The organism is Ruegeria sp. AF2 (genome assembly GCF_056542025.1).
Window position 1 is genome coordinate 1 of sequence record NZ_JBQFZC010000010.1, and the last position, 25,298, is coordinate 25,298.

Here is a 25,298-nt window from a genome sequence, read left to right on the forward strand (position 1 = left end):
GTGCCTGTAACGGGAATAGAACACCGCCCCCGGGCACCATTCCCAACAGGTAAGCTACTGTTTCCCTTCAGCTTTAACTGGAGCTGACCAAGGGCGTAGTACATGCTGGAGCTATGCCGTTGCTTCCAGCCATTTGCTCAGCACTTCAAGCGGATAACCCTTACCATATCCATGCCCTACGCCTTCGGTTTGCCAGCCACCTATCTGGTCGACGATGTCGGACGGACACTCGACAGCGCGAAGCCTGTCACGCATCGAATGACGAAAGCTGTGCATGGTGCAACGGCTCGGTACATATGGCTTCATCCATTTGTTCAGCGCGGCACTGGCAGAATTAGCGTTCGTGGTTTTCGATTTGTTGTACCGGGGAAAAGCGAACTGGCTGTCAACGTTCTCAGAGAGCAAGCGCTTGGCGGCCCACAGTGACGCCCCGACCAGAGGCACCTTTCGGTTGCTACCTGATGTCTTCAAGCGACGCCAAGGATGCTCTTGGACAACTACGTGAGGCACTGGGTCATTCAGCTCGAAATCCTCTTTGAGCAAACCCGCAGCTTCTGCAAGCCGCATCCCTGTGTCCGAGATCAGAGCAACCAGCCATCGCAAGTCGTCATCAAGGGACCGGCATTGAGATTGCAGAGAGCGGATCGCTTCGATTGGCATAGGGTCTCGATCTTCGACACCAGCACTCCTGTCATAATACACACCAGAGAATGGGTTGGTCAGTGTGATACCGGCTTCAGAAGCAGCGAAGTTGATGACTGATCTGACGGTCCCAAAGATGCGGGTGATACTGCTACCCGCCAATTCTCGCTTCACCAGCTCGTCGCGAAACGCATTGGCATCCACCTTGGTATAGCTTCTGATGTCTTTGTCCCCGCAGACATCCAAGACATAGCCACACGACCGCTCAGCAGCCCTGTGGAAGGTGATTGGGCGTCCTTGCCCCTTCAGCTGCAGATAGACTGATACGGCTTCTGAGAGCTTTACAGCGTCAACGCTGGCTTGATCGCTGCATGACATCGAAGACCCAAGCTCGGCGGCAGCTCCCATCCTCAGAAGATGCTTACCCGGTAGGTCTACGTCTTGGATGCGTAGGTGATACCAGTGTTCATCCAGTTGCTGAGCAGCTCTTTGCGCTCGGGACTTTGCGACCGCCTCTGATCTTGTCCGCAGCGAGAACGATATTTTTCCGGTGGTATAGTGGTGATCGAGGTCCTTCGGGACCCGTCGTGTGAAGTAGAAGACCCCTGCTTTCACAAATGAGAAGGGAACGGTTTTGTTCTCCAGCATGTACTACGCCCTTGGTCAGCTCCAGTTAAAGCTGAAGGGAAACAGTAGCTTACCTGTTGGGAATGGTGCCCGGGGGCGGAATCGAACCACCGACACGAGGATTTTCAATCCACTGCTCTACCCCTGAGCTACCCGGGCACGGGAATGGCGTTTGCCATTGGGTGGAGGCCTTCTATGACTTGCCACAGGCAGTGTCCAGAGGCTTTTTGACATTTTTTCAATGCGGGCGAGACGTGGGGCTTTCGGTTGGTTCCGAGGTCGTCTCGGCGTCTTCTTCACGTTGCGATGGCACCGCATAAGAACCGTTTAGCCATTTTGCCAGATCGATATCCGCGCAGCGTTTGGAGCAGAATGGTCGAAAGGCCTGCTGGGTATCTTCTCCGCAGATCGGGCAGCTCATTTCAGGATCTCCGTCAATGGGATACGACCACGTTTGCGCTGTAGTTCGAAATGGCCAAGCGGGGTCCAACCGGCCAGGATCGTCTCGTCAGGATCGGACTTGAATGCCGACCGCAAGGCCGATTCGAAACCCCTCCGGTCTTTCTTGGGCATCGGTGCAAGGTCCAGAGTGATCTGCCCCCCCAACCCGCGCACGCGCAGGGCGCGCGGCAGGGCTTTGGCGCAGGCGAAGTTAGCTTTGGTTCCCGCCGCGAGAGATGTGTCGGCGCCGGTGTTCACATCCACCGCAACCAGCGCGCGGGTCGGTTGGATATAGAGGTGTCCTCCACCGGGAAGCGTTTCGGAAATCCCCTTTGCTGTATCGAGCGCATCAACGACACCGTGGTCCTCAAATCCGCCGGATGTGGTCACGACCTCAGCCGGGTCCGTCCAATCACGCCAGGCCAGGATATGCGGACCATCGCCCTCGCTCAGCAATTCTGGTTCACTGCCCGTATCAGCCAATACCTGCTCGGCAAGTACCAGCATGGCTGAGATATCTTCAGCGATTTCATCTGCATCCGCCGCCTGACAGCACGAGCGCAGGATCAGGCCGTGCGTGCTGTTTCCCATTTGCTCATGCGCGATTTCGAGAAGTTGGTCGCGCATATCTTCATCACGGATTCGGCGCGAGATGTTCAGGCCGGGCGCGTCAGGTGTCACGATCGCAAAGCGGCTTTTGAACAAAATACGATTCGAGACGGGTATGGCTTTGCCGGGCTCGGCATATCCGGTCACCTGCACCAGTAGCAAAGCGCCGGGTGCCAACCCTTTGACTTGCCTCAGAAAAGCCGGGCCGTCGGGTGTGGTGAGAAACATGCCGCCCTGACCTTTGACCGGACGATCGGCGCGGGCGCGGTAGATCGTACCTGGCGCAGGGGCATCTGTGGCGATCAGGAAATCGTCGAGAACACCATCCACCATCAGAGCTGCAGCTTCGCGTCCCTGAATATGATCCAGAATGATGGTACGACCCTTCATGATACCTCGCGATATAAGGGATAGCCGATGCCTTGCAGCAGTGCAGCCGTTTCGGACAGGGGCAGGCCGACGATACCGGTGAACGAGCCTGAAATCCACGGGATGAACGCACCGGCAGGACCTTGTATTGCATAGGCTCCGGCCTTGCCCTGCCAGTCATCGGTCGCAAGATAGGCATTGATTTCGCTGTCGGACAGACGTTTCACTTTTACCTGAGAAACCACGTCACGCTGGAGGATTTTATCCCCGCGCCGCACAGCGACCGAAGTGATCACCCGATGGCGTCGGCCGGACAGGGCGTGCAGAAACTCTGCAGCTTGTCCCGCGTCTTCGGGTTTGCCAAGAATGCGGCGACCCAGTGCGACCGTTGTGTCAGCACACAAGGTGATATCATCGCTATCAGCTTGAACAGCCTGAACTTTTTGCCGGGTGATGCGGCTGCAATAGGGGGTCGGCAGTTCGCCATTCAGCGGGGTTTCATCGATATCTGGCGGACGGATCGCATCGGGCTGAACGCCAAGCTGCGCCAGCAGGTCCAGCCGCCGCGGGCTGCCCGATCCGAGGATAAACGCCATGTACGAAGCGTTACTTGAAGCGATAGTTGATCCGACCCTTGGTCAGATCATATGGGGTCATTTCGACCTGAACTTTGTCGCCGGCCAGAACACGGATGCGGTTCTTGCGCATCTTGCCTGCCGTATGTGCGATGATCTCATGGCCGTTTTCCAGCTCGACCCGAAACGTCGCATTAGGCAGGAGTTCCTTCACGACACCGGGAAATTCGAGCGTATCTTCCTTGGCCATGTTGTCTCCATCATTAGGTTGCACCTGCAGAATCTGCAGATCGTGCGCTTAAATGAGCCTATTTCGGCCTTATTTCAAGGGCGAAGTCACCTAAAGGGGTGATATTGTGACTGAATCGACCCGAGCGTCTTGCTCGGTCCAGTGCGTGCGGTTCAACACCCACCCGTCTGCGCGGACGTTTGCAATTGTGGACAGGTCGGCCTCGGCATAGGTCCAGCCGGCGGTATTCAGCGTGCCCTCGGCAAGCACTCCCGTCGGTGGGAACCCGATATCGGGCGGGCCAAACACGCCACCCATGCCGGTATTCATGTCGACTGCTTCGGACCATTCATTGCTGCCAACTAACGATGACATTACCGTAACACATTGATTTTCAAGGGCACGAGACATGGCGCCGATCCGCACACGCCAATACCCGGACAGGGCTTCGGTGCAGGATGGTACGAGGATCAAATCGGCCTCGCTCAGGGCCCGACCCAAGAGAGGGAACTCACTGTCATAGCAGATCAGAACGCCGATTTTACCCAATGCGGTATCAAACAGTTTCAACGAACCGCCCGGGGCGATGTCCCAGGCCTCGCGTTCAAACCGTGTCATGATCTGCTTGTCCTGATGATCGAGACGACCGTCAGGAGCGTAGAACACTGCGCGGTTCACCGGGCGCCCTGGTCCGTCGATGACCGGGGCGGAAGCCCCCAGAATGTATGTGTTGTACATCTTTGCAAGGCGCGAATGCACAACTTGTACATCTTCCATCCGGTCGGAAACCGCCCGGATTGAGCGTTCGAGATCACCGGCCACCTTAGGGCCGTCGAGCGTCGACAACTCCATTGCGCCATATTCGGGAAAGACCAGAAGGCCGGCACCTTGTCCTGCGGCCTCGGAAACCCATGCCTCAAGCTTGTCTTCATATTGAGCCCAACTATCGAGCCAATCGAGGTCGTAGGCGGCGGTGGCGATTTTCATTCCCGAGTCCTATGTCTGGTCGCTGCGCGACACTAGAACAGCAGATCGTCCAGGGCTACTGCAATCGCGGCACGGGTGATTCTGAAACCTATGTTGCGACTTACTGTTTCGAGGCGGGTGTGTGTTTATTGGCAGGTTTTCTCGGCCGCCGGTGCAGAGATTGCATCGAATGGCTGATCAGAGGTCGATTTGACCTATCGAAGAACCTGAACGAAACAGGCAAGGAACTCCACCTCGGGCATCAGTTTTTCAAGTTCTTCAAGCGTGCGAAGGGGCAGTTTTACATCAAGAACATTGGCCCCGGGGATATCGGCTCACGGAAACAAGGCGCTGTCATTTGTAACGGCATCGAGCACCAAGGATGCGGTCTGAAGGGCAAATCCGGAGATCAGGTATGTCGTCGATCCGGTCGGTCAGGCTGGTTTGTGCAATCCCGAAAAAGCGGTGAAATGCCCTGTCCAGACTTTCGTGAATCTCGAACCCTTCATCGAAAGCGAGGAAGGCAAATCCTAGTGAAATCTACAGCCAGATGATGTGCTTCCGTAGCAGGAAAACCTGAAAATTAGCCAAGGCGACTTAATGGACGCGATCAGGCTGTCGCAAAACGGTCACTAACACGCGCTCTGATCGTCGATAAACTGCGGCTCAATCGAGGCTTCAGGTTCATTTTGGGTGTGGATGTCGGGCTTGATTATCGGATCGGATCACTCGGGATTTTCCGCACGGAACAGGGCCCATGCGTCCTGCGAGGTGCCGTCCGGCTTGGTGCATATACCCACCTGACCCGAACCAGTGTCTTTGATCTTGTAGCTGCCGCCGATCTCAAGGCAGTAGGCTGCTGCGGGGTTCACCACCTGATGCGTTTTTCCATGTGCCTTGCGGTACAGCTCCCATGCATCGGCGGACGTACCGTCGCTCAGTGCGCAGCGAGACGTGGTCAGGTCATATTCGCCTCCAATTGAGCCACAGTACACGGCGGCGGGATTTGCAAGGCCGACCGGCTTGCTGCCATCCGCGCCCGCATGGTGTTCGCGAAAATAGGTCCATGCATCGATCCGGGTGCCGTCGGGCAATTGGCAGATACCGCTCTGACCGTCCGGACCGTCATGGATACCGTAGAGCCCGCCTTGCGCGATGCAATATGTTGCCGCGGGATTGGCCAGACCGGTGTTGGCAGAGCTTGCGGCGGGCAGGGCCATTGAAAAGGCCATCGTCAGGGTCGCAATCGTGCCTGCGGAATTCAATAGACGCTTTGTCATGGTCACCTCGCAACATTGTGGACAGGGCAGGTTCTGAGGATTTTCGCCGTTTTGCAGATCGATCCGGTCCTGCACGGATACTGGGATCAGAGTTGTTCCACCTTGATCGAGTCTGCGGGATAAAAGGCCAAGTGATCCTTGATTTCGGCCACCGCGTCGATCGGGTTTTCATAACTCCAAGCGGCGTTTTCGGTGACTGAGGATTTGTTTACGATCGAGAAATGCGTGGCGTCTCCCTTGCCTGCGCATTGGGTGACTTTGTTGGTCCGATCTAGAAAGGCCATCGCAATGTCCGCACGCGGGAAGTAGATAACCGGGTCTTTGTCGCCTTCCAGAAGTTCCAGCGCGTTGTTGGTTTCACCCAAAATCGCGCCGCCTGAACGGACGCTCCATTTGCCCGGTGCTTTGCGGATCGTGATGGTGTCTGTCATTCCTGTTCCTTCCCTCGTCGTGTCAGGGCTTCTCCTCTGCCCAAACTATGTAACAATCCTGTGTCAGACCGGTGCGGTTGCGGCATCCAACCACAGTTGAGCGGCGTCGCCCAGCCTTGGCCGGACTTTTTCCGCCACGTCGCGGTGATAGGCGTTCAGCCAAGCACGTTCCTCTCGTGTCAGCATTTCGACTACAATCAAACGCCTGTCGATTGGGACATAAGTCAGCGTACGCCAGTTCAGCATGGCGCGTTCGTCGTCACCGCTGGGCAGGTTTGGGGCCTCTTCCACTACGACAAGGTTCTCAAGCCGGATGCCAAAAGCACCCTCGCGGTAATATCCCGGCTCGTTCGACAGGATCATACCCGGCTCAAGCGGGACATGGCTGACCCGAGACAGGCGCTGAGGGCCTTCATGCACGCTGAGATAGGTACCGACCCCATGACCGACCCCATGGTTGAAATCCTGCCCGGCCAGCCACAGCGGCAGCCGCGCTACGCATTCGATATCGCGTCCTGCCAAGCCAACAGGCCAGCGTAGCATCGACATGGCGATCATGCCTTTGAGGACGCGTGTAAAGCAGGCCTTCTCCTCATCCCCAACATCGCCGATTGCAATTGTGCGGGTGATATCGGTGGTGCCGTCCAGATATTGCCCACCGCTGTCCAGCACCAGCAGGTGACCGTTTTCCAGCCTGCTGTCGGTTTCCTCGGTCACGCGATAATGCATGATGGCCCCGTTCGGCCCGGTGCCCGCGATGGTGTCGAATGAGATATCCTGCAGCGCGTTGTCCCGGCGGCGGCTTTCTTCCAGCCGCGTTACTACCTGTGTCTCTGTCAGGGTGCCGGGCTTCTGCGCGTCCAGCCAACACAGCAGTTCGATCACCGCTGCGGCATCTCGCAGATGTGCCTCGGCCGTGCCTGCGATTTCGGCCGGGTTCTTGCGGGCTTTGGGCAGGGCGCAGGGATCGCCGCCATCGACCATACGGTCCCCCAACGCATCCGCTACGATCTGCGGAACCGTTCCCGGATCGACCTGTACCTTGCCTTCAAGTGCCTCAACCGCTGTCAGGAACGCGTCGGGTTGGTGTTGGGTGACCTGCGGGACCAGATGATCCTTCAGCCCGTTCAGTTTGGCAGCGGCCATGAACAGATCCACCCGCCCATCACCGTGCAGGATGGCAAAGCCATGGGCCACAGGGTTGTATGCGATGTCCGCGCCGCGGATATTCAACAACCACATGATCGAATCCGGCAAGGTGATCACCGCTGCCGCGCGATCTGCGCTCTGCAGGTCACTCGCGAGGCGCTTGATTTTGCTCTCGGCGCTTTCACCTGCAAATTCAATCGGATGTGCCCTGACAGGATTCATCGGAGGGTCGGGTTGATCCGCCCAAATTCGGTCTACAAGGTTATCACAGCGCACCAGTTCGACGCCGCTGCCTTCAAGCTCTTTCTGTGCAGACGAAATCTGTCCTGCAGCGTGGAGCCACGGATCAAACCCGACTTTGCCGCCATTTGGCAATTGCTCTTTCAACCACGCGCTCAGGCTGACATCTGGCCATGGGACCGGAGTGTAATCCTGTGCGACCTGGGCCTTTACCTGAGTGCGATAGCGCCCGTCGATGAAAACCCCGGCAATGTCCGTGAGCGCCGCGCAAAACCCCGCAGAACCGGTGAATCCGGTAAGCCAGGCCAGCCTTTCATCCCGAGGGGCCACATATTCACCCTGATGCGCATCCGCACGCGGGATCAGGAAGCCCTGCAGGCCTTCGCGCGCCAGCTCGTCCCGCAAAGCGGCCAATCGTGGTGGGCCTTGCTCGGGGCGTGCGGTCACTTCGAAACTCTGGAACATGGGCGGCCTCATTCGTCGGTCTTGCTGCGCGCAAACCTGCGGCCTGCGGTAGGAAATGTCCAGCGCCCCGGCGCACACTATTCTTCTGTCTCAAGAAAGCGTTGAATGGCCTGGATATACGGGTTGTAGGCCTCATTTCCAGGCAATGGTATCTGGTTGCCGGTCTCAAGGATCACGAGCGAGGCATTGGGGATTCCAGCCGCCAGTTTGCGCGCCTCGGATAGGGGGTGAACGGCTGTGTGCCGCCCGTGCAGAACCAGAGTGGGGCATTGCACCATCGGAAGAAGTTGCAGCACCGAGGTGCTATTGGCGATGTCACGGTAGTGAAGTCTTTCCTCGCTTGAATAAAGTGTCTGCAATTCATTGACCATGTGCCGAACGCTATCCAGCGGACCTTCTGGAAAATAGCTGAATTCAGCGCCCATAGCATAGCCGCTGCCCGGCGTGTTCCACCCTTCCGCGATCAGTGACCGGATCGAGTCGGGTTGTTTGGTATCTTCCCGGTAATCTCGCCCTTCTGCCCATCCGCCGGAGATAATCAGCTTGTCAATCCGCTCGGGGTGCCTTGCGGCGAAGTGTAGGGCAGGGAAGGTGCCGCCCATTTCACCGAGAATGGAAAAGCGGTCAAACCCCGCTGCATTCACGACGGTCAGGATTTCTTCTATTCTGCGGTCATACACCGCCTGATGGTCGATGTTTGAGCTGACGTCATTGTCCTTGTTGTAGCGTAACAGGCGGAAACGGTTTGCCATGTCCTGTAACCGGGTACGCTCGGACGGGATGCGCCATTCCGCCTCCAGATCGTGCACGACCGAACCGATGCGCAGTACCGGCAACCCATCACCGGAAAGCGTGTATGGAACAGCGCGACCCTTCGCACCGCGCGCGTAACGCAGCCGTTGCGTATGGTTGTCTACGCCTGAATCGGTGTCGGCGTCACAGGTCACATCCGCCGCCATTTGCAACCCGCGCCGTACGACTGTCCGAATGATCCGCTGCGCTTTGCCATCGTCGCCGACTGCTTTACGCGCCGCTGCAATTCGTGCGCTGATGGTAGAATCCGAGACAAAGCGGCCACTCCATACACGCGCGATGATCTCGTCCCGGGGCACCAGCTTACCTGGGTGCTGGGCCAAGAGGACCAACAGATCGAATACCTGAGGTTCGATTGCGACGGGCTCACCCCGGCGGGTCAGGACGTGTCGATCCACATCCAGAATACAGTCTGCAAACTCATAGCGCATGGGGCAAATACACTCCGTTTCTCGCGGAACGACAAGGTTCAACAACAATCTCAAGGGTTTCTAGGGCGTATCTCAGGACCAGCTACAAGCAGGCCGGGCAGGGTTGGGACACTATCCAAGCAGATAAACAGGAGAACGAATAATGTTCCTGCCCTTCGATATAGCGCTTATGCGCTATCCGTTACGCCACCATAAGCAAAGTCGACTTCAGCGGTGCAAAAACTGGCTTGGATGGCACTAAGTCTGCACCGTCGAAGCAGGGCCGTCAACTGGCCCGCTTCATCCCCATCACGCGCGCGCGGGCGCGCGGGTCGCTGTCGAACAGTGCGGCCAACTGCTCGGTCATAGCACCTGCAAGCTGCTCGACATCGGTGATCGTGACGGCGCGATCATAATAGCGGGTCACGTCATGGCCGATCCCGATGGCCAACAATTCCACCATCTTGCGTTTTTCCACCATTGCGATCACGTCGCGCAGGTGTTTTTCCAGATAGTTCGCCGGGTTCACGCTGAGCGTGGAATCATCCACCGGCGCGCCATCCGAGATCACCATCAGGATCTTGCGGGCCTCACGCCGCGCGAGCATCCGGCGATGCGCCCATTCCAACGCCTCACCGTCGATGTTTTCCTTCAGCAGGCCCTCTTTCATCATCAGACCCAGATTGGGTCGCGCGCGACGCCATGGGGCATCGGCGCCTTTGTAGATGATGTGGCGCAGATCGTTCAGTCGCCCCGGTTGTTGCGGGCGGCCATCGTTCAGCCACGCCTCGCGCGCCTGACCGCCTTTCCAGGCCCGGGTGGTAAAGCCCAGAATCTCGACCTTGACGTTGCAACGTTCCAGCGTCCGCGCCAGGACATCTGCACAGATCGCGGCAATCGAGATCGGACGGCCCCGCATCGAGCCGGAATTGTCCAGAAGCAGCGTCACCACTGTATCGCGGAATTCGGTATCTTTTTCGACCTTGAAGCTTAGCGGCGTGGTCGGGTTGGCCACGACGCGCGCCAGACGTCCGGCATCCAGAATGCCTTCCTCGCGGTCGAATTCCCAAGACCGGTTCTGCTGTGCCTGCAAGCGGCGTTGCAGCTTGTTGGCGAGACGGCTGACCGCACCTTTCAGCGGCTCCAACTGCTGATCCAGATACGCACGTAGGCGCTCCAGCTCTGCCGGTTCCGCCAAATCTTCAGCTGCGATCTCTTCGTCGTGGGTGTTCAGATAGACCTTGTAATCCGGGTCCGCCTCGGACGCAGGTGGCGGGGCAGGCGGTTCTAGCGGAGCCTCGCCCTCGGGCATTTCAGCCTCATCGCCCATCTCATCCTCGGCCATCTCGTCCATCGAGACCTGGGCTTGAGACTGGTCCTGCTGTTCTTCCTGAGTTTGCTCAGGCGTCGCGTCGGCGTCCTGTTCGTCCTGATCATCCTGCCCGGTGCTGTCGGGATCGGGCTGCTCTTCGGCGTCTTCTTCGGCCTGATCTTCCTGTTCGTCGTCCAGTTCATCCGGGTCATCACCCAGCTGATCGCCGTAACCCAGGTCTTTGATCATCTGTCGGGCGAATTTGGCAAATTCGGCCTGGTCCGAGAGGATTTCGTCAAGATTTTCCAGCGTCCCGCCGGCCTGTTCCTCGATAAATCCGCGCCACAGGTTCATGACATTCTCGGCGGCAGGCGGCATGTCGCGGCCCGTGGCCAGATGCCGGATCAGATAGCCTGCCGCCACAGCCAATGGCGCATCCGCAGGCTGTTTGCACTGATCATAGCCGCGCCGGATCGCCTCGTGCCCGATCTTGACGTCGATATTCGACGCGGTGCCGGGCATGTCCCGCGCACCCATCGCCTCGCACCGGGCGGTCTCCATCGCCTCATAAAGATCCCGCGCCATATCACCTGGAGGGGCATATCGCGCATGGGTCGCGTCATCATGATATTTGCGTTGTAAAGCTAACGCGTCTGCCGTTCCGCGCGCCAACAGAACCTCTTCGCGCGTCATCCGGCGTGAGACCTGCGGCAAACGCATCGACTCGCCCGACAGGCCCGATGGATCAACAGTGTAGCTCACCGACAATTCGGGGTCGTCGGCCATAACTTTAGTAGCCTCGGCCAGAGCCTTCTTGAACGGATCAGCAGGATTGTCGTTCTTCTGCACCATGTTCAATCGCCCTTTGTGTTGCAGTGACCCGCCGCATCAATGCGAAACCGGATCCCCCTTCATCTGGCCAAAAATACCTCCGCCGGAGGCATTGCGCCCCGCAGGGCGCAATTCATATTGCTTAGCCCAAGCTCGCGCTCGCCGCGCTTTCCGGCAGTTCCTCATCAAAGCAGCGCTGATAGAACTCAGCAACCGTCTGGCGCTCTAGCTCGTCACATTTGTTCAGGAACGACAGGCGGAAGGCATAGCCGATGTTGCGGAAGATTTCTGCGTTTTGGGCCCAGTTGATCACGGTCCGGGGGCTCATGACGGTCGACAGATCGCCGTTCATGAAGGCGGTCCGGGTTAGGTCGGCGACGGTGACCATCTGGCTGACGGTCTTGCGGCCCTCGGCGGTGTTGTAATGCGGCGCTTTCGACAGAACGATCATAGTCTCGGCATCGTGGCTGAGATAGTTCAGCGTCGAAACCAGAGACCAGCGGTCCATCTGCGCCTGGTTGATCTGCTGTGTACCGTGATAGAGGCCGGTGGTGTCGCCCAGACCCACAGTGTTGGCCGTCGCAAACAGGCGGAAGTTCGGGTTCGGTGTGATGATCTCGTTCTGGTCCAGCAAGGTCAGTTTGCCGTCATGTTCCAGCACGCGCTGGATCACGAACATCACATCCGCACGGCCTGCGTCGTATTCGTCGAAGACGATGGCAACGGGGTTGCGCAGCGCCCAGGGCAGGATGCCTTCGTGGAATTCAGTGACCTGCTTGCCGTCGCGCAGTTTGATCGCGTCCTTACCAATCAGGTCGATCCGGCTGATATGGCTGTCGAGGTTCACGCGCACGGCAGGCCAGTTCAGACGGGCGGCAACCTGTTCGATATGGGTCGATTTCCCGGTGCCGTGATAGCCCTGAATCATCACCCGGCGGTTATGGGTAAAGCCCGCAAGAATCGCCAGCGTGGTTTCGGGATCGAACTTGTAGGTCGGATCGATCACCGGCACGCGGTCGCTGCGTTCGGCAAAGCCTTTGACTGCCATATCGCTGTCAATGCCAAACACCTCGCGAACCGAAATGTCCTCGGTGGGTTTTGCGTTGATGTCGATCGATCCGTCAGCCATGCGCCTTGTCCTTATCCTTTGGCCCGTTCACCGGGTTTGAACCCGTGTGTGGTGCAACATATTGCGGGCAAGGGCAAGGGAAAGAGGTGACCGGATCACGTTAGCCAGATGTTTCTTTGAAACTGGCCTTATGCTGGCGCGGGTTCTAGTGAAAATCCCGGCTCGGGAACAGACGCTTGGCCTGTTCGCGCGGATGGCGGGCGCTTGGGCCGTTCTGCCGGGGGCGCGGGGTGTCATCCGCTTGCGGTTGGGTGATGCCGATGGCCTCATCCAGCGGATGCCCAAGCTCGGACAGTTTATGCGACATATCGGTGATTTCCTGCGCGATCAGATGCACGACGATCCCCTCGCGCTGCAGATACCCGCAGACCTGCAGCAACCGCCCGCCCATCACGATGCGGCGAAAGCGTTCATAAACCTTGGGCCAGACAACCACATTGCTGACCCCGGTTTCATCTTCAAGCGTCAGAAAGATCACGCCCGAGGCGGTTCCCGGCCGTTGGCGCGTGATCACCAGCCCGCAGACGCTGTAGCGGCCCAGCGGGATGTCCTGCAGCGTGGCATGCGGCACAAGGCCGGGGATGGATGGGCGCAACAGCTCCATCGGGTGCGAGCGTAGGGTCAGACGGGTCGAGACGTAGTCTTCGACAACCTCCTCGCCCAGATGCATCACCGGCAGGTTGACCTGCGGCTCATTGATGCTTTCGCCATCGATAGGGTCATTGAACAGCGGCAGGGCGGTCCGGCTGCGGATGGCTTTGACATGCCACAGGGCGTCGCGCCGGGTCAGGTCCATGCCGGAAAACGCATCCGCCTCGGCCAGACGGGTCAGCACATCCGGGCGCAGCCCTGCGCGCAGCCACAGCGTTTCGGGGTCCGGATAGCCATTGCCCCGCGCAGCCACGATCCAATCTGCGTCCTCCTGCTTGAACCCTTTGATCTGGCGAAAGCCCAGCCGCAGGGCCAGCGCCCCATCGGCGCGGCGTTCCAGCAGATTGTCCCAGGTCGAGGCGTTGACGCAGACTGGGCGGATCTCGACCCCATGCTCGCGCGCGTCCCGCACGATCTGGGCGGGGGCATAAAACCCCATGGGCTGCGAGTTCAGTAGCGCGCAGGCAAAGATCGCCGGGTGGTGGCATTTCATCCAGGCCGAGACATAGGCCAGCATCGCAAAAGCCGCCGCATGGCTTTCGGGAAAGCCGTAATCGGCAAAGCCTTCGATCTGGCCAAAGCAGCGGTCGGCGACCTCGGGCGTATAGCCGTTGTTCAGCATCCCTGCGATGAACTTGTCACGATATGTGCCAATCGTCCCCATGCGCCGGAACGAGGCCAGCGAGCGGCGCAGGTGATCCGCCTCTTCCGCCGAAAACCCTGCACCAACCACGGCGATTTGCAGGGCCTGTTCCTGAAACAGCGGCACGCCCAGCGTGCGCCGCGTCACCTCTTCCAAGGCAGGGCCGAAGGGTTCGGACTTTTCCAGCCCGTTGCGCCGCCGGATATAGGGCTGCACCATATCGCCCTGGATAGGGCCGGGGCGGACGATGGCAACCTCGATCACCAGATCGTAGAATTCGCGCGGCCTCATCCGGGGCAGGAAATTCATTTGTGCCCGGCTTTCGACCTGAAACACGCCCACCGCATCAGCGGCACACAGCATGTCATAGGTCGCCACGTCCTCTTGCGGGACGGTCGCGATGCTGAGGGTTTCGCCGTCATGCTGCCGCATCAGGTCAAACGCCTTGCGGATACAGCTGAGCATCCCCAGCCCCAATATATCCACCTTCAGAATGCCAAGCGCGTCGATGTCATCCTTGTCCCATTCGATCACGGTGCGGTCTTCCATCGCGGCGTTTTCGATCGGGCAGAGCTCATCCAGCCGCTGCTTGGTGATGACAAACCCGCCCACATGCTGCGACAGGTGGCGGGGGAAGCCGATGATCTCGCCAATCAGGCGAACCGTCTGCATCAGGCGTCGGTCCTTGAGGTCGAGGCCCAGTTCCTGCAGCCTCTCGGCATCAACGCCGCCATTGCTCATCCCCCAGATCTGGCCGGACAGGCCCGCGGTCACGTCCTGAGACAGGCCCATCACCTTGCCCACCTCGCGGATTGCCGCGCGGGATCGGAAATGGATGACCGTGGCACAGAGGCCCGCGCGGTGGCGGCCATATTTCTCATAAATCCACTGGATCACCTCTTCGCGCCGCTCGTGTTCGAAATCCACATCGATATCCGGCGGCTCACCCCGGTACTTCGAGACAAAACGCTCGAACACCATGGCGATCATGTCGGGGCTGACATCGGTGATGCCCAGCAGATAACACAGGATCGAATTGGCGGCTGATCCGCGCCCCTGACACAGAATGCCCTGCGAGCGGGCGAATTGCACAATGTCATGCACGGTCAGGAAATAGGCCGGGAAATCCAGATCCGCGACCAGGGCCAGTTCCTTTTTCATTAGGCTGATGGCCTTCTCGGTCGGGCCGCCCGGATAGCGCCGTTTCAGCCCCTCGCGCGCCAGACGTTCCAGCCGCGCCTGCGGGGTCTCGGTGCTGGCAATCTCGTCTGGGTATTCGTAAGACAGCTCGCTCAGGTCAAAGCTGCAGCGATCGGCGATTTCCAGCGTGCGGCGCAGCGCGCCGGGGTGGTCCTGAAACAGCCGGGCCATATCCGCATAGCCTTTCAGCCGCCGTTCGGCATTGGGCAGGGCGCGGGTGCCGATCTGGTCAATCGTGATGTGCTCGCGCATGCAGGTCAGCACATCGGCCAGTTGGCGACGGTTGCCACGGTGCATCAACACATCGCCCACCGCCACCATGGGGGCCGAGGCCCGCAGCGCCGCCTGCGCACAGGCCGCCAGATAGGCCCGGTCACTGCCGTCATAACGCGGTACGGCCCCCAGAAAGACCGCGTTGGGAAACTGCCGCCGGACGGTCTGAATGTCGGGGATGGCCTGTTTCAACCCTGACTGAGGCAGCGCGATCAGGATCATCCCCTGACAGGCCGCCAGCATGTCTTTCAAATCCAGATGACAGTCGCCTTTCTCGGCCCGTCGCTTGCCCAGGGTCAGCAGCCGGGTCAGCCGCTGATAGGCGGCGCGGTCGCGGGGCAGGGCCAGCCAGTGCACCGCGCTGTCGCGCAGAACCAGACGGCAGCCGACGATCAACTTGGGCAGGGCGGGTACGTCCGGTTTGTCGATCGGCTGCACATGCCCGACCTCTTGCCGGGATGAGGAATCGAGCCGGTGTTGCGAGCGGATTTGAACTGCGCCTTCCGCCTCGCGCCGCAGTTCTTTCAATGCGCTCCAGCCCCGGACCACCCCGGCCAGTGAGTTCCGGTCGGTGATCGCGATGGCCTTCAGGCCCAGCTCTGCCGCGCGGGTTACCAGCTCTTCTGGGTGCGAGGCTCCGGTCAGGAAGGTGAAATTGGTGGTCACGCACAACTCGGCATAGCCGGGGTCCTGCGCGTGTGAGCTGGGCGGGTTCGGTTTGCTCATGCGAATTCCCCATGCACGAACCATCCCGGATTCTGCGGCGTGTAATACAGCCACAATCGCCGCCCCTGCCGGGTTTCAACCTGCCAGTAATCGCGCAAGCCTGTGCGCCAGTTCTCATCCTCCAGCCACCATTCGGGGCAGATGCGTTCGGGACCGGTTGAGCGGCCTGTGGTCAGCGACATCCGCCGCCAGCGAAAGCGGCGCGGCGGGTGCGGGCCCGATCCGGCGATGGGTTCCGGCGGAAACAGCTGCAGGGGGCGCGGGCGCAGGGCGCACCAACCCCCTGCAGGGTCGGAATAGGCGGCGGGCGAGATGATGAAGCTGCGCTCGGGGATATGGCTTTGCGCGGGCAGTAGGCGGTGGACCTGTTCCAACCCGATCCGGGTGCCGATGCGGGTGATCAGGTCATCCAGTTGATCCTTGCCCCGGCTTGCGGCGCGGCTGATCTGGCGCACGGGCAGGGGTTCCACCAGCGTGGCCTCCAGCCGCAGCTGATCGACGCCAAAGCCTGCATCCACCTCGGCCAGTCCACGCTCGAACAGGGGCAGGATGCGATATGGATCACGCAAGGGGCGGGCCAGCCGCAGTTCGACCTGCTGATGATCCTGATCCACCCGGCGCAAGGTCATGCACAGCTTGCGCGCGCCCATTTCCTGCGCTTTCAGCTTGTCGCAGAGCCGTTCCAGCAGCCGTTCCGCCCCGGCCATCATGTCGGACAACAGCCCAATGGGCTCGGGCAGGGTCATGCGCACGCCGTAATGGGGCGGATCGGCCAGCGGGGTAATCTGTTCGGGCTGATCCCCCAACGCCTGATCCAGCCGCATCAGTACCTCGGGGCCAAAGCGGCGTGTCAGCGGCGCGCGCGGGGTTTGCGCCAGTTCGCCAATCCGGCGCAGGCCCAACCGTTGCAGCGCGACCGAGGTATCCTCATCCAGCCGCAGCGCTGCCACCGGCAGGGCGCGGATGGCCTTCAGCGTATCCTGGGTCGCGACCCCTTCGCCATAATGCGCCAAGGCCCAGGCCGCACCGCGTGTGGGGGCAAGGCCGATCTGCACCGCCAGCCTGGCCCGGGCCAGACGCCTGCGCATATCGGTCAGCATCATCTCTTCCCCGCCCGCAAGATGCGCCGATCCTGTGATGTCCAGAACCAGCCCATCCTCACCTTCCAGCCCGACCCAGGGGCAATAGCGCGTGGCCCAGCGGCGCAGGGCGTGCAGAAACCGTTGATCTCCTTGCGGGTCGGCGGGATGGCTTTGCAGATCGGGACAAAAGGCGCGGGCATCAGAATAGGGCATGCCGCTGTGCAGGCCCTGCCGCTGGGCCTGTACATTCAGGCAATACACCCGGTTTGCATTGTTCTGTTTCAGCGTCAGAACAAACGGCCCATCGACCGGGCGCACACGCAAAGCCCGGTCACTTGCCAGCCGGGGAAACCAGAGTGAAACGATGCGGCGCTGCATCCCGCCGAACATATAAAACCCCCAAATGTTCTACATTTGTTCTTATATGTTCTTGACCCTCAAAGAGTCGAGTCCTTGAGGGTCAGATTGTCAGGGATTCAGAACCCAGGCGCTTACTTCAACGCCCGCGCCAAAAAGGCTTGTGTGGTCTGGTGCGAAGGGTGGTCAAACACCGCTTCGGGCGGGCCTTCTTCGATGATCCGACCGCTGTCGAGGAAACAGATCTTGTCGGCGGCCTCGCGGGCAAAGCCCATTTCATGCGTGGCCATCATCATCGTCATGCCCTGTTTCTTGAGCATCAGCAGAACATCCAGCACCTCGCCCACAAGTTGGGGATCGAGGGCCGAGGTGATTTCATCAAACAGCATGACCTCGGGCTGCATGGCCAAGGCGCGTACGATGGCGACGCGCTGCTGCTGCCCGCCCGACAATTGGTCGGGATAGTTGTGCATCCGGTCGGCCAGTCCGAACCGGGCAAACAGCGCTTCGACCTCGGGCTGCAATTCAGCGCGCGTCAGCCCACGCACCCGGCGGGGCGCGAGCATGACATTCTCAAGCGCGGTCATATGCGGAAACAGGTTGAAGCTCTGGAACACGATCCCGATCCGGGCACGCACCGATTGCGGGTTCAGACCGGGGATTGAGATATCCTCGCCATCCAGAAAGATCGCGCCGTCTTCGATGGGTTCCAGCAGGTTGATACAACGCAGCAGAGTCGACTTGCCCGACCCGGATGCGCCGATCAAGCAAACCATTTGGCCCTCATCAACGGTGAGATTAATCCCGTCACAGACCGTGCGGTCGCCAAAGCGTTTCACCACGCCCTGAAGTTCCAGTTTGGGCATCAGCGCCTCTCTCGCATTTGGCGGGCCATCAGGTGATCGGCGTAGCGTGTGGCGGGGATGGTGACGATCAGGAAGATGATCGCCGCGCCCACATAGGGAGTGAAATTCGCCAGCAGCGACTTGAACACTCCGGCCTGACGGAAGATTTCGACCGGGCCGATGAAGCTGAGCAGAGAGACATCCTTTTGCAGCGCAATCAGCATGTTCATCTGTGAGGGCACCACGTTGCGGATCGCCTGCGGCAACACCACGTCGCGCATCACCTGCCGTTCCGACAAACCCAGCGATAATGCGGCGGCGCGCTGGCTGTGGTGGACGCTGTCGATGCCCGAGCGGAAGATTTCAGCCACATAGGCCGAATAGGTCAGGATCAGCGCCAGCGAACCCCAGATATAAGGTGAATTCCACGGGCGCGGCAGGCCCAGCCCCGGAATACCGAAGCCGATCAGATAGACCGTCAGGATCACAGGCACGCCGCGGAAAATGTCGGTGAACGCCGCGCCAAAGATGCGCAGCGGAAACAGGGCGGGCGATTTGGCATCCCGCGCCAAGGCAATCAACAGGCCAAGCACGGCGATCGCCGGTGCGGACCACAAAAAGATCATCACGTTGATCCGAAACGCCTCAAGCAGTTTCGGGAAGGTTTTGACAAGCGTCTCGCCGTTAAAAAAGCTCTGCTGAACCTTCGACCAGCCCGGCGCGAGCGGCACCAGAAAGTAGATCGCGGCCACAACAGTGACCGTGCTAATCGTGGCGATCACCAACGACCTGCGTCGTTGGTGCGCCTCATACCGTTCGCGGCGGGTCATCCCCGCCGCCTTATGATCTGCCATGTTATTTGATCAGAGGGACACCAGTGGTGTCCTGCAGCCATACGGCTTCGATTTCGGCCAGTTTGCCGTTAGCTGCCAGTGCCGCCAGCGCCTCGTCCACGCAGGCTTTCAGAGGGTTGCCTTCTTCCATCAGCATGCCGAAATGATCCGGATTGTCATTTTCATCCGCCGGGAACTGACCGATGACCTTTGAGCCTTCGATCATCACTGCGCTCAGGAACAGGGCGGTGGGCAGGTCGAACAGGGCCGCATCGATCTGGTTGGCCGACATGGCGGCGTTAACGTCAGCATTGTCACCATAAAGCAGCGGATCACTGTCAGGTTGGATGATGCTGGCCAGTTTTGGCACCGCCGTGGTCGAGCCAACGGCCCCCCATTGCAGGCCTTTCAGCGCTTCAAGCGTCGGGGCTGTGTCGGTCGAATTGGGGCTGACCAGAACTGCCATCGGGGCGGTGTAGTAAGGGGTAGAGAAATCAACCACCTGATCCCGTTCGGGCGTGATCGAGTATTGCTGCATGTTGACGTCAAATTCCTTGGCGCCGGGTTGGATCGCCTCGTCGAAGGACGAGCGGACCCAAACGACATCATCAGCTGCGAACCCCATTTCTTCAGCCACGGCATAAGCAACGGCTGCCTCGAACCCTTCGCCGCTTTCTGGCGCGTCATCGATCACCCACGGATAGTAGGCCGGGTTGCCCGTTGCGATGGTGAATTTGCCGTCTGTCAGCGTTTTGCCAGCAGCGCATTGTTCTTGCGCATAGGCCGCTGTTGACAAAAACAGAATTGAAGTTGCCGCGATCGAGAGTGTCTTGGACATCCGATACAAACCTCCTGTTGGATTGGGTTGCGGTCAAAGTAATTCTGCCTAACCCGACTGTCCAGCGGATGCTTGATCGTCGACCTGCAGGACGGGTTGGCGTTCATGTGTCCGATGACATTGTGCCGGTCTCTTCGCCTGCCAGGAATCCCAGGGACGGCACAGTGAGGAAACCTGTTGCATAAGTGACCGCACGCTCGGCCAACGGTCGGAATGCGGCGCAGGAACTGGCAATATTCTGCCGGAGAACAGTTGGGCTCTTTTCTTTTTCTTAAAGATATTATTAAAACTGCTTCACCACTCAAACCGGCAAAGAACCTTCTTGCAGTACAACGCACGCAATACCGATACGATCTGGTCGCGCCTGCCCGGCGTCGCGCGAATTGCCGTTGTTTTGGGACTTTTCAGTCTGATCTCGGCCTGTGCTAAGAATCCGAATGAGGTGGACTTGGATCCCGAACGTCAGGCCATGGCGTTGCAAGAGGTCTCAAGAAAACATGCGCTGGGACAAAGGGTGTGGTGCGTGCCCTACGCACGCAACCTCAGCGGCATCGAAATTCGTGGCAACGCCAAGGATTGGTGGGGCAAGGCTCGCAATGGGTTTGACCGGGGTAATGAACCGGAGGTCGGTGCGGTGATGTCGTTTCGGGCCACCAGAGGGATGCCCCTGGGACATGTGGCTGTCGTATCCGATATTGTCACCGAGCGGGAAGTCATTGTGAACCACGCAAACTGGCTCCGGAATAAGGTGTCGTTGCAGATGGGCGTGAGGGACGTGTCCAAAAACAATGATTGGACGCTTGTTCGGGTTGAAAGCCGGCCGGGCAGTTACGGCAGTTCGTACCCGGTGAACGGGTTTATCTATCCGAATTTTGGTGAGTAATCTAAGCTCTCCGCGCCCCCGCCGATAGCTGGTACGGTGAAACCGAGCGTCCGACGTGCCGCTGACATCCGGGCGCGTGTGTTCGGTGGCGGGTATGTTTACATTGACACATGATCAATGACTGCAGGGCAGCGCAAAGCAGCCACTTGAAAACCAGGTGGCTTCCTCATCTAACGATATCCGTCTGGGTCGTTAGGGGTGTGTAGCAATGTGCCTTCAAACGCGTCGAGATCATCAGTCATTTGCAGCCAAGGCAATTTGCTTTGCTTGTTGACGTGAAAAGTCGGTTTGAAATCTTCCGGGTTTTCGAGCGACGCTGCGTAAAGGTGCATACCACCAGGATAATGATCGGCTTCAAATCCAATAGGTGATCCGCACGTCCCGCAAAAGTGCCTGAAAACGCCTTTGGAACTTTCATAAGTGCCGGGTTTATCGCCGGTCCACTCAAAGTTCTCTATCGGCACGCCTAACCAGGCAACCACCGGCGCGGCACAATTCCGACGGCAATCATCGCAGTGGCAATAGCATGCCCATGTTTGACTGCCCTGGTAGGCCCAGCTCGTTCTTTTACACAGACAATACCCGTGCGTCGCCATTCGATTTCCCTCCCAACCTCCTGAAACATAGGACGCAGGTAAGTTTTGAGATGGATATTTTGGGACGTTTCATCAGCAGAAAACGTCGGCGCTCAGGGCCAATTTGGACTCTTTCCCGCCATTTGAATGAAAATTGAGTATCTTTGGCATCAGCTCATACGCTTGGCTGATGTCCTCATGAAAAGAAACCCGCCGAAATTTGGCGGGTTTCATGTGGTTCAATGGTAGTTCGTTGCCTATATCAGCCGAACACACGCCCCAGCGCGCCGTCTACGGCGTCGGTGATCTGATCGATGTCGTCCGCTGTCGCGATCAGCGCCGGTGAGAAGCACAGCGTGTTGTTGCGGCTGGGGATTGAGCGGTTGGTGGCACCGATGATGACGCCCTGCGCCATACAATCTGCGACAACGGCCTGAACGCGCTTTTCGTCCATCGGATCCTTGGTGGACCGATCGGTTACTAGCTCGGCGCCAAGGAACAGACCCTTGCCGCGCACGTCGCCGATGACTTTGTGCTTTTCCATCAGCGCCTGCAGGTTGCCCATCATGCGATCACCCATGTCGACGCAGTTCTGCAGCAGGTTTTCATCCTGAATGATGCGCATGTTTTCAACCGCTGCCGCCGGACCGGCAGTGCAGCCGCCAAAGGTCGAGATATCACGGAAATAGTTCATCGGGTCTGCCGCGTCGTCTTTGAACATGTCAAAGACTTCCTCGGTGGTGACCATGCAGGCGATCGCGGCATAACCCGAGGCAACGCCCTTGGCCATGGTCACGAAGTCCGGCTTGATGCCGTACTGCTGATAGCCGAACCACGTGCCGGTCCGACCTACGCCGCAGACAACCTCGTCAATGTGCAGCAGGATGTCGTATTTCTTGCAGATCTCCTGCACGCGGGGCCAATAGCCTTCAGGCGCTTCGATGACGCCACCGCCTGCGGTCACGGGCTCAAGGCACAGGGCGCCAACGGTGTCGGGGCCTTCGCGCAGGATGACCTCTTCGATCTGATCTGCAGCCCATTCGCCAAAGTTCTCTTCCGGTGCGCCGTCCAGCTCGTGCTTGCGGTACTCCATGCAGTGAGGCACGCGCACGAAATCGGGTGCAAAGGGACCGTATTGTGCGGTGCGCTCGTCCTGACCACCTGCCGACATGGTCGCCAGGGTGGAGCCGTGATAGTCGCGGTCGCGATACAGGATCTTGGTTTTCTTGCCGCCATATTTCTTGTGCGCGATCTGGCGGATCATCTTGAACGCCTTCTCGTTCGCCTCAGAACCTGAATTGGTGTAGTACACGCGGCTCATGCCCGGCATCTTGTCGATCAGCATTTCCGCGAAATTCGAACCGGGGATCGAGCCTGCGGTGTTGGCGAAGTAGCACAGCTTCATCAGCTGGTCATAAACCGCCTTACAGATAGATTCGCGGCCATAGCCCACGTTCACGGTCCAGACACCGCCTGATACGGCATCCAGGTGCTCTTTGCCCTTTTGGTCCCACACGCGCATGCCTTTGCCTTCGACAATGATACGGGGATCGTTGGTCTCAAACGGCTTGTGCTGGATCAGGTGATGCCAGAGGTGGGCGCGGTCGGCTTCGACGACGCGGGAAAGATCGTTTTCGTTGAACGTGCCGTCCATGACATGTCCTTTCAAAAGTGGGGCGCGCGGGGAATCAGTAGGTCCCGGCGGGCACAAAGTGACGTGATACTGCAGATCAACGCGAATGGTGCGCGTGAAGTAGGGCCAGATTAGCCCATAGGATATCTCCAGTGTAGCTCAAACGCGTATTAATACGGGTTTGTTATGACGTAAACTTTGTGCTCAATACGACAATCTGACGAGTTTGGGAGGATCGCCGGATGACAGCCACACCTATCTACCAGCAACATCTGGATAAAACCCCGGCGAATTTCACGCCGTTGTCTCCGCTGAGCTATCTTGAGCGGACGGCGGCAGTGTATCCGGATTACCCATCCGTTGTGTATTGCGAGCGCCGGTATAGCTGGGCAGAAACCTATGCGCGGAGCCGACGTCTGGCCAGCGCGCTGACTACGCGTGGCGTAGGCGTGGGGGATACAGTCTCGATCATCGCAGCCAATATCCCCGAGCTGTATGAGGCGCATTTTGGCGCGCCCATGGCAGGGGCGGTGCTGAACGCGATCAACACGAGGCTAGATGCGCCGATCATCGCCTTCATTCTGAACCATGCCGAAGCCAAGGTTCTGCTGGTCGATCCCGAGTTTTCAGGCGTCGTGAAACAGGCGTTAGCGCAGGTGGATCACAACATTCTGGTGATCGACATCGAAGACGCCAGTTTTGACGGTGGCGAGCGATTGGGAGATCTGACCTATGAGGGTCTGCTGGCCGAGGGTGATCCAGAGTTCGACTGGTCTTTGCCCGCAGATGAATGGGATGCGATCACGCTGAACTATACTTCGGGCACCACCGGCAACCCCAAAGGTGTAGTCTATCACCACCGCGGCGCGGCGCTGAATGCAACGTCGAACATTCTGACATGGGGGATGCCGCAGCATTCGGTCTATCTGTGGACCTTGCCGATGTTCCACTGCAACGGCTGGTGTTTCCCGTGGACGATGGCGGCCAATGCGGGCACCTCCGTCTGCCTGCGCGCCGTACGGGACGAACCGATCTATCGCGCCTTCCGAGAAGAGGGCGTAACTCATTTCTGCGGCGCGCCGATCGTGCTGAACATGCTGGCCAATGCACCGGATCACCTCAAGGATTTCACGCAGCAGATTAAGGCGATGACCGCTGGCGCTCCACCGCCGGCCAAGGTGATCGAAGCGATGGAAGGGATGGGTGTCGAGGTGACCCATGTCTATGGGTTGACCGAGACTTATGGTCCATCCGTCGTCTGCGCGTGGAAGGACGAATGGAACGACAAGGGTGCAGAAGACCGCGCCGCGCTCAAGGTGCGTCAGGGTGTGAAATACGTGGCATTGTCTGGCTTGATGGTCGCAGACCCTGAAACCATGGAGCCTGTTCCTTCGGATGGCGAAACCATGGGTGAGATATTCATGCAGGGCAACATTGTCATGAAGGGCTATCTCAAGAACGCCGAGGCGACAGACAAAGCCTTCAAGGGCGGGTGGTTTGCCTCGGGCGATCTGGGCGTGATGCATCCGGATGGCTATATCGCGCTGAAGGATCGGTCCAAGGACATCATCATCTCGGGCGGCGAGAATATCTCATCCGTTGAGGTCGAAGACACGCTTTATAAACACCCGGCCGTGATGGAGGCGGCGGTGGTGGCCCGCCCGGATGAGAAATGGGGTGAAACGCCGTGTGCATTTGTTGAATTGAAACCGCAGGCAGAGGCGAATGAGGCGGAGATCATCGCTTTCTGCCGGGATCATATGGCCCATTTCAAAGCACCCAAGACGGTTGTGTTTGGGGCGTTGCCCAAGACGTCGACGGGGAAGATTCAGAAGTTCATCCTGCGCGACCGGGCGCGTGAATTGGCTTAATCGAAGATCGACAGATCAAGTGGCAGCATCTCGCCCATCCAGATAGCGCGATCCCGGTGATCAGCCACGTGATCGCCGGTTTCTGGATGGGTGAAAATGGTCAGCCCTTGCCGGTTCAGGATCAGCCAGGGAAAGACCTGATCAAAGGCTTCGGCTGGAAAGCCCAGCTGGCAACTCCATCGCGGATGCGGGCCAACATTGCGCGCATGCATGTGGCCCATCTGGACAGCGGGAAACAGACGCGCGGCCTCTTCACAGACCTGCCGTGCCGTGTCCTGAGTGTCGGCGTCGAAATAGACATGGGCGTGGTAGCCGGTGATCTTGGGCATGGGGTTCTCCATCTGTCGTTGCATAGAAACCTAAGGACGGC

General features: G+C 59.0%; 22 protein-coding genes and 1 tRNA gene. 2 read left to right on the forward strand and 21 right to left on the reverse strand.

The genetic code is table 11. From position 1 onward, the window contains the following. Positions 1-111: 111 nt before the first annotated feature. The 18 genes from ACR0NM_RS19455 to ACR0NM_RS19540 form a co-directional block, all read right to left on the reverse strand. Positions 112-1,290 carry a DUF6538 domain-containing protein gene (locus ACR0NM_RS19455; protein WP_480616258.1) on the reverse strand — a complete coding sequence of 393 codons (1,179 nt, stop codon included), beginning with the start codon at positions 1,288-1,290 and terminating at the stop codon, positions 112-114. Positions 1,291-1,353: 63 nt separating this feature from the next. Beyond that, positions 1,354-1,428: transfer RNA gene (locus tag ACR0NM_RS19460), tRNA-Phe, on the reverse strand. Positions 1,429-1,507: 79 nt separating this feature from the next. Continuing rightward, positions 1,508-1,690 (reverse strand): DNA gyrase inhibitor YacG, encoded by a 183-nt coding sequence (locus tag ACR0NM_RS19465; RefSeq protein WP_170513305.1) that lies wholly within the window; start codon positions 1,688-1,690, stop codon positions 1,508-1,510. After that, positions 1,687-2,709 carry a ribonuclease E/G gene (locus ACR0NM_RS19470; RefSeq protein ID WP_480616260.1) on the reverse strand — a complete coding sequence of 341 codons (1,023 nt, stop codon included), beginning with the start codon at positions 2,707-2,709 and terminating at the stop codon, positions 1,687-1,689. The genes ACR0NM_RS19465 and ACR0NM_RS19470 overlap by 4 nt, the downstream gene beginning before the upstream one ends. After that, the gene (locus tag ACR0NM_RS19475; RefSeq protein WP_480616262.1) at positions 2,706-3,284 is read right to left on the reverse strand and encodes a Maf family protein; all 579 of its coding nucleotides are present in this window, start codon (positions 3,282-3,284) and stop codon (positions 2,706-2,708) included. The genes ACR0NM_RS19470 and ACR0NM_RS19475 overlap by 4 nt, the downstream gene beginning before the upstream one ends. 10 nt (positions 3,285-3,294) lie before the next feature. After that, positions 3,295-3,513, reverse strand: coding sequence for a translation initiation factor IF-1 (gene infA / locus ACR0NM_RS19480; RefSeq protein WP_005978431.1), 219 nt, complete (start codon positions 3,511-3,513; stop codon positions 3,295-3,297). A gap of 90 nt (positions 3,514-3,603) precedes the next feature. Then, a complete protein-coding gene (locus ACR0NM_RS19485; RefSeq protein WP_480616264.1) occupies positions 3,604-4,479 on the reverse strand; it encodes a carbon-nitrogen hydrolase family protein in 876 nt (291 codons plus the stop codon). A gap of 704 nt (positions 4,480-5,183) precedes the next feature. Next, positions 5,184-5,738 (reverse strand): DUF333 domain-containing protein, encoded by a 555-nt coding sequence (locus ACR0NM_RS19490; RefSeq protein WP_170597492.1) that lies wholly within the window; start codon positions 5,736-5,738, stop codon positions 5,184-5,186. A gap of 86 nt (positions 5,739-5,824) precedes the next feature. Continuing rightward, a complete protein-coding gene (locus ACR0NM_RS19495; protein ID WP_170392698.1) occupies positions 5,825-6,169 on the reverse strand; it encodes a DUF427 domain-containing protein in 345 nt (114 codons plus the stop codon). 63 nt (positions 6,170-6,232) lie between these two features. Then, positions 6,233-8,023, reverse strand: coding sequence for an aminopeptidase P family protein (locus ACR0NM_RS19500; RefSeq protein WP_480616266.1), 1,791 nt, complete (start codon positions 8,021-8,023; stop codon positions 6,233-6,235). 77 nt (positions 8,024-8,100) lie between these two features. Beyond that, positions 8,101-9,267 carry an alpha/beta hydrolase gene (locus tag ACR0NM_RS19505; RefSeq protein ID WP_170392696.1) on the reverse strand — a complete coding sequence of 389 codons (1,167 nt, stop codon included), beginning with the start codon at positions 9,265-9,267 and terminating at the stop codon, positions 8,101-8,103. 265 nt (positions 9,268-9,532) lie between these two features. Continuing rightward, positions 9,533-11,410, reverse strand: a complete 1,878-nt coding sequence (cobT, locus tag ACR0NM_RS19510; RefSeq protein ID WP_170392695.1) for a cobaltochelatase subunit CobT — start codon at positions 11,408-11,410, stop codon at positions 9,533-9,535. Between the two features lie 121 nt (positions 11,411-11,531). Then, a complete protein-coding gene (cobS, locus tag ACR0NM_RS19515; RefSeq protein ID WP_010437533.1) occupies positions 11,532-12,518 on the reverse strand; it encodes a cobaltochelatase subunit CobS in 987 nt (328 codons plus the stop codon). A 145-nt stretch (positions 12,519-12,663) separates the two neighbouring features. Continuing rightward, complete coding sequence (locus ACR0NM_RS19520) at positions 12,664-16,011, reverse strand: error-prone DNA polymerase (protein ID WP_480616268.1); 3,348 nt, start codon at positions 16,009-16,011, stop codon at positions 12,664-12,666. Then, the gene (locus ACR0NM_RS19525; protein WP_480616270.1) at positions 16,008-17,483 is read right to left on the reverse strand and encodes a Y-family DNA polymerase; all 1,476 of its coding nucleotides are present in this window, start codon (positions 17,481-17,483) and stop codon (positions 16,008-16,010) included. Before ACR0NM_RS19525 ends, ACR0NM_RS19520 begins: the two co-directional genes overlap by 4 nt. Before the next feature lie 101 nt (positions 17,484-17,584). After that, entirely contained in the window at positions 17,585-18,316 is a 732-nt protein-coding gene (locus ACR0NM_RS19530; RefSeq protein WP_170475686.1) for an amino acid ABC transporter ATP-binding protein, read from the reverse strand. Then, positions 18,316-19,149: an amino acid ABC transporter permease gene (locus ACR0NM_RS19535; RefSeq protein ID WP_010437538.1), complete on the reverse strand. Its 834-nt coding sequence runs from the start codon at positions 19,147-19,149 to the stop codon at positions 18,316-18,318. The genes ACR0NM_RS19530 and ACR0NM_RS19535 overlap by 1 nt, the downstream gene beginning before the upstream one ends. A 1-nt stretch (position 19,150) precedes the next feature. Beyond that, positions 19,151-19,966, reverse strand: coding sequence for an ABC transporter substrate-binding protein (locus ACR0NM_RS19540; RefSeq protein WP_170402438.1), 816 nt, complete (start codon positions 19,964-19,966; stop codon positions 19,151-19,153). Positions 19,967-20,288: 322 nt separating this feature from the next. On the opposite strand from ACR0NM_RS19540, the gene ACR0NM_RS19545 reads away from it, so the two are divergent. Next, the gene (locus ACR0NM_RS19545; protein ID WP_170392689.1) at positions 20,289-20,849 is read left to right on the forward strand and encodes a CHAP domain-containing protein; all 561 of its coding nucleotides are present in this window, start codon (positions 20,289-20,291) and stop codon (positions 20,847-20,849) included. Positions 20,850-21,019: 170 nt separating this feature from the next. Here ACR0NM_RS19545 and ACR0NM_RS19550 read toward each other — a convergent pair whose 3' ends face one another. Then, positions 21,020-21,445 (reverse strand): GFA family protein, encoded by a 426-nt coding sequence (locus ACR0NM_RS19550; protein ID WP_223116959.1) that lies wholly within the window; start codon positions 21,443-21,445, stop codon positions 21,020-21,022. A gap of 241 nt (positions 21,446-21,686) precedes the next feature. Next, positions 21,687-23,078: an aminotransferase family protein gene (locus ACR0NM_RS19555; protein WP_480616272.1), complete on the reverse strand. Its 1,392-nt coding sequence runs from the start codon at positions 23,076-23,078 to the stop codon at positions 21,687-21,689. 221 nt (positions 23,079-23,299) lie between these two features. On the opposite strand from ACR0NM_RS19555, the gene ACR0NM_RS19560 reads away from it, so the two are divergent. Then, positions 23,300-24,928, forward strand: a complete 1,629-nt coding sequence (locus ACR0NM_RS19560) for an acyl-CoA synthetase (RefSeq protein WP_480616274.1) — start codon at positions 23,300-23,302, stop codon at positions 24,926-24,928. Here ACR0NM_RS19560 and ACR0NM_RS19565 read toward each other — a convergent pair. Beyond that, the gene (locus tag ACR0NM_RS19565; RefSeq protein ID WP_170802222.1) at positions 24,925-25,257 is read right to left on the reverse strand and encodes a DOPA 4,5-dioxygenase family protein; all 333 of its coding nucleotides are present in this window, start codon (positions 25,255-25,257) and stop codon (positions 24,925-24,927) included. The two genes, ACR0NM_RS19560 and ACR0NM_RS19565, sit on opposite strands and share 4 nt — an antisense overlap. Positions 25,258-25,298 lie beyond the last annotated feature (41 nt).

What these genes read in the sequence shown, in the direction of transcription:
- ACR0NM_RS19455 (WP_480616258.1), bottom strand. Translation starts at nt 1,290, where the DNA reads ATGCTGGAGAACAAAACCGTTCCCTTCTCATTTGTGAAAGCAGGGGTC.
- ACR0NM_RS19465 (WP_170513305.1), bottom strand. Translation starts at nt 1,690, where the DNA reads ATGAGCTGCCCGATCTGCGGAGAAGATACCCAGCAGGCCTTTCGACCA.
- ACR0NM_RS19470 (WP_480616260.1), bottom strand. Translation starts at nt 2,709, where the DNA reads ATGAAGGGTCGTACCATCATTCTGGATCATATTCAGGGACGCGAAGCT.
- ACR0NM_RS19475 (WP_480616262.1), bottom strand. Translation starts at nt 3,284, where the DNA reads ATGGCGTTTATCCTCGGATCGGGCAGCCCGCGGCGGCTGGACCTGCTG.
- infA (WP_005978431.1), bottom strand. Translation starts at nt 3,513, where the DNA reads ATGGCCAAGGAAGATACGCTCGAATTTCCCGGTGTCGTGAAGGAACTC.
- ACR0NM_RS19485 (WP_480616264.1), bottom strand. Translation starts at nt 4,479, where the DNA reads ATGAAAATCGCCACCGCCGCCTACGACCTCGATTGGCTCGATAGTTGG.
- ACR0NM_RS19490 (WP_170597492.1), bottom strand. Translation starts at nt 5,738, where the DNA reads ATGACAAAGCGTCTATTGAATTCCGCAGGCACGATTGCGACCCTGACG.
- ACR0NM_RS19495 (WP_170392698.1), bottom strand. Translation starts at nt 6,169, where the DNA reads ATGACAGACACCATCACGATCCGCAAAGCACCGGGCAAATGGAGCGTC.
- ACR0NM_RS19500 (WP_480616266.1), bottom strand. Translation starts at nt 8,023, where the DNA reads ATGTTCCAGAGTTTCGAAGTGACCGCACGCCCCGAGCAAGGCCCACCA.
- ACR0NM_RS19505 (WP_170392696.1), bottom strand. Translation starts at nt 9,267, where the DNA reads ATGCGCTATGAGTTTGCAGACTGTATTCTGGATGTGGATCGACACGTC.
- cobT (WP_170392695.1), bottom strand. Translation starts at nt 11,410, where the DNA reads ATGGTGCAGAAGAACGACAATCCTGCTGATCCGTTCAAGAAGGCTCTG.
- cobS (WP_010437533.1), bottom strand. Translation starts at nt 12,518, where the DNA reads ATGGCTGACGGATCGATCGACATCAACGCAAAACCCACCGAGGACATT.
- ACR0NM_RS19520 (WP_480616268.1), bottom strand. Translation starts at nt 16,011, where the DNA reads ATGAGCAAACCGAACCCGCCCAGCTCACACGCGCAGGACCCCGGCTAT.
- ACR0NM_RS19525 (WP_480616270.1), bottom strand. Translation starts at nt 17,483, where the DNA reads ATGTTCGGCGGGATGCAGCGCCGCATCGTTTCACTCTGGTTTCCCCGG.
- ACR0NM_RS19530 (WP_170475686.1), bottom strand. Translation starts at nt 18,316, where the DNA reads ATGCCCAAACTGGAACTTCAGGGCGTGGTGAAACGCTTTGGCGACCGC.
- ACR0NM_RS19535 (WP_010437538.1), bottom strand. Translation starts at nt 19,149, where the DNA reads ATGGCAGATCATAAGGCGGCGGGGATGACCCGCCGCGAACGGTATGAG.
- ACR0NM_RS19540 (WP_170402438.1), bottom strand. Translation starts at nt 19,966, where the DNA reads ATGTCCAAGACACTCTCGATCGCGGCAACTTCAATTCTGTTTTTGTCA.
- ACR0NM_RS19550 (WP_223116959.1), bottom strand. Translation starts at nt 21,445, where the DNA reads ATGGCGACGCACGGGTATTGTCTGTGTAAAAGAACGAGCTGGGCCTAC.
- ACR0NM_RS19555 (WP_480616272.1), bottom strand. Translation starts at nt 23,078, where the DNA reads ATGGACGGCACGTTCAACGAAAACGATCTTTCCCGCGTCGTCGAAGCC.
- ACR0NM_RS19560 (WP_480616274.1), top strand. Translation starts at nt 23,300, where the DNA reads ATGACAGCCACACCTATCTACCAGCAACATCTGGATAAAACCCCGGCG.
- ACR0NM_RS19565 (WP_170802222.1), bottom strand. Translation starts at nt 25,257, where the DNA reads ATGCCCAAGATCACCGGCTACCACGCCCATGTCTATTTCGACGCCGAC.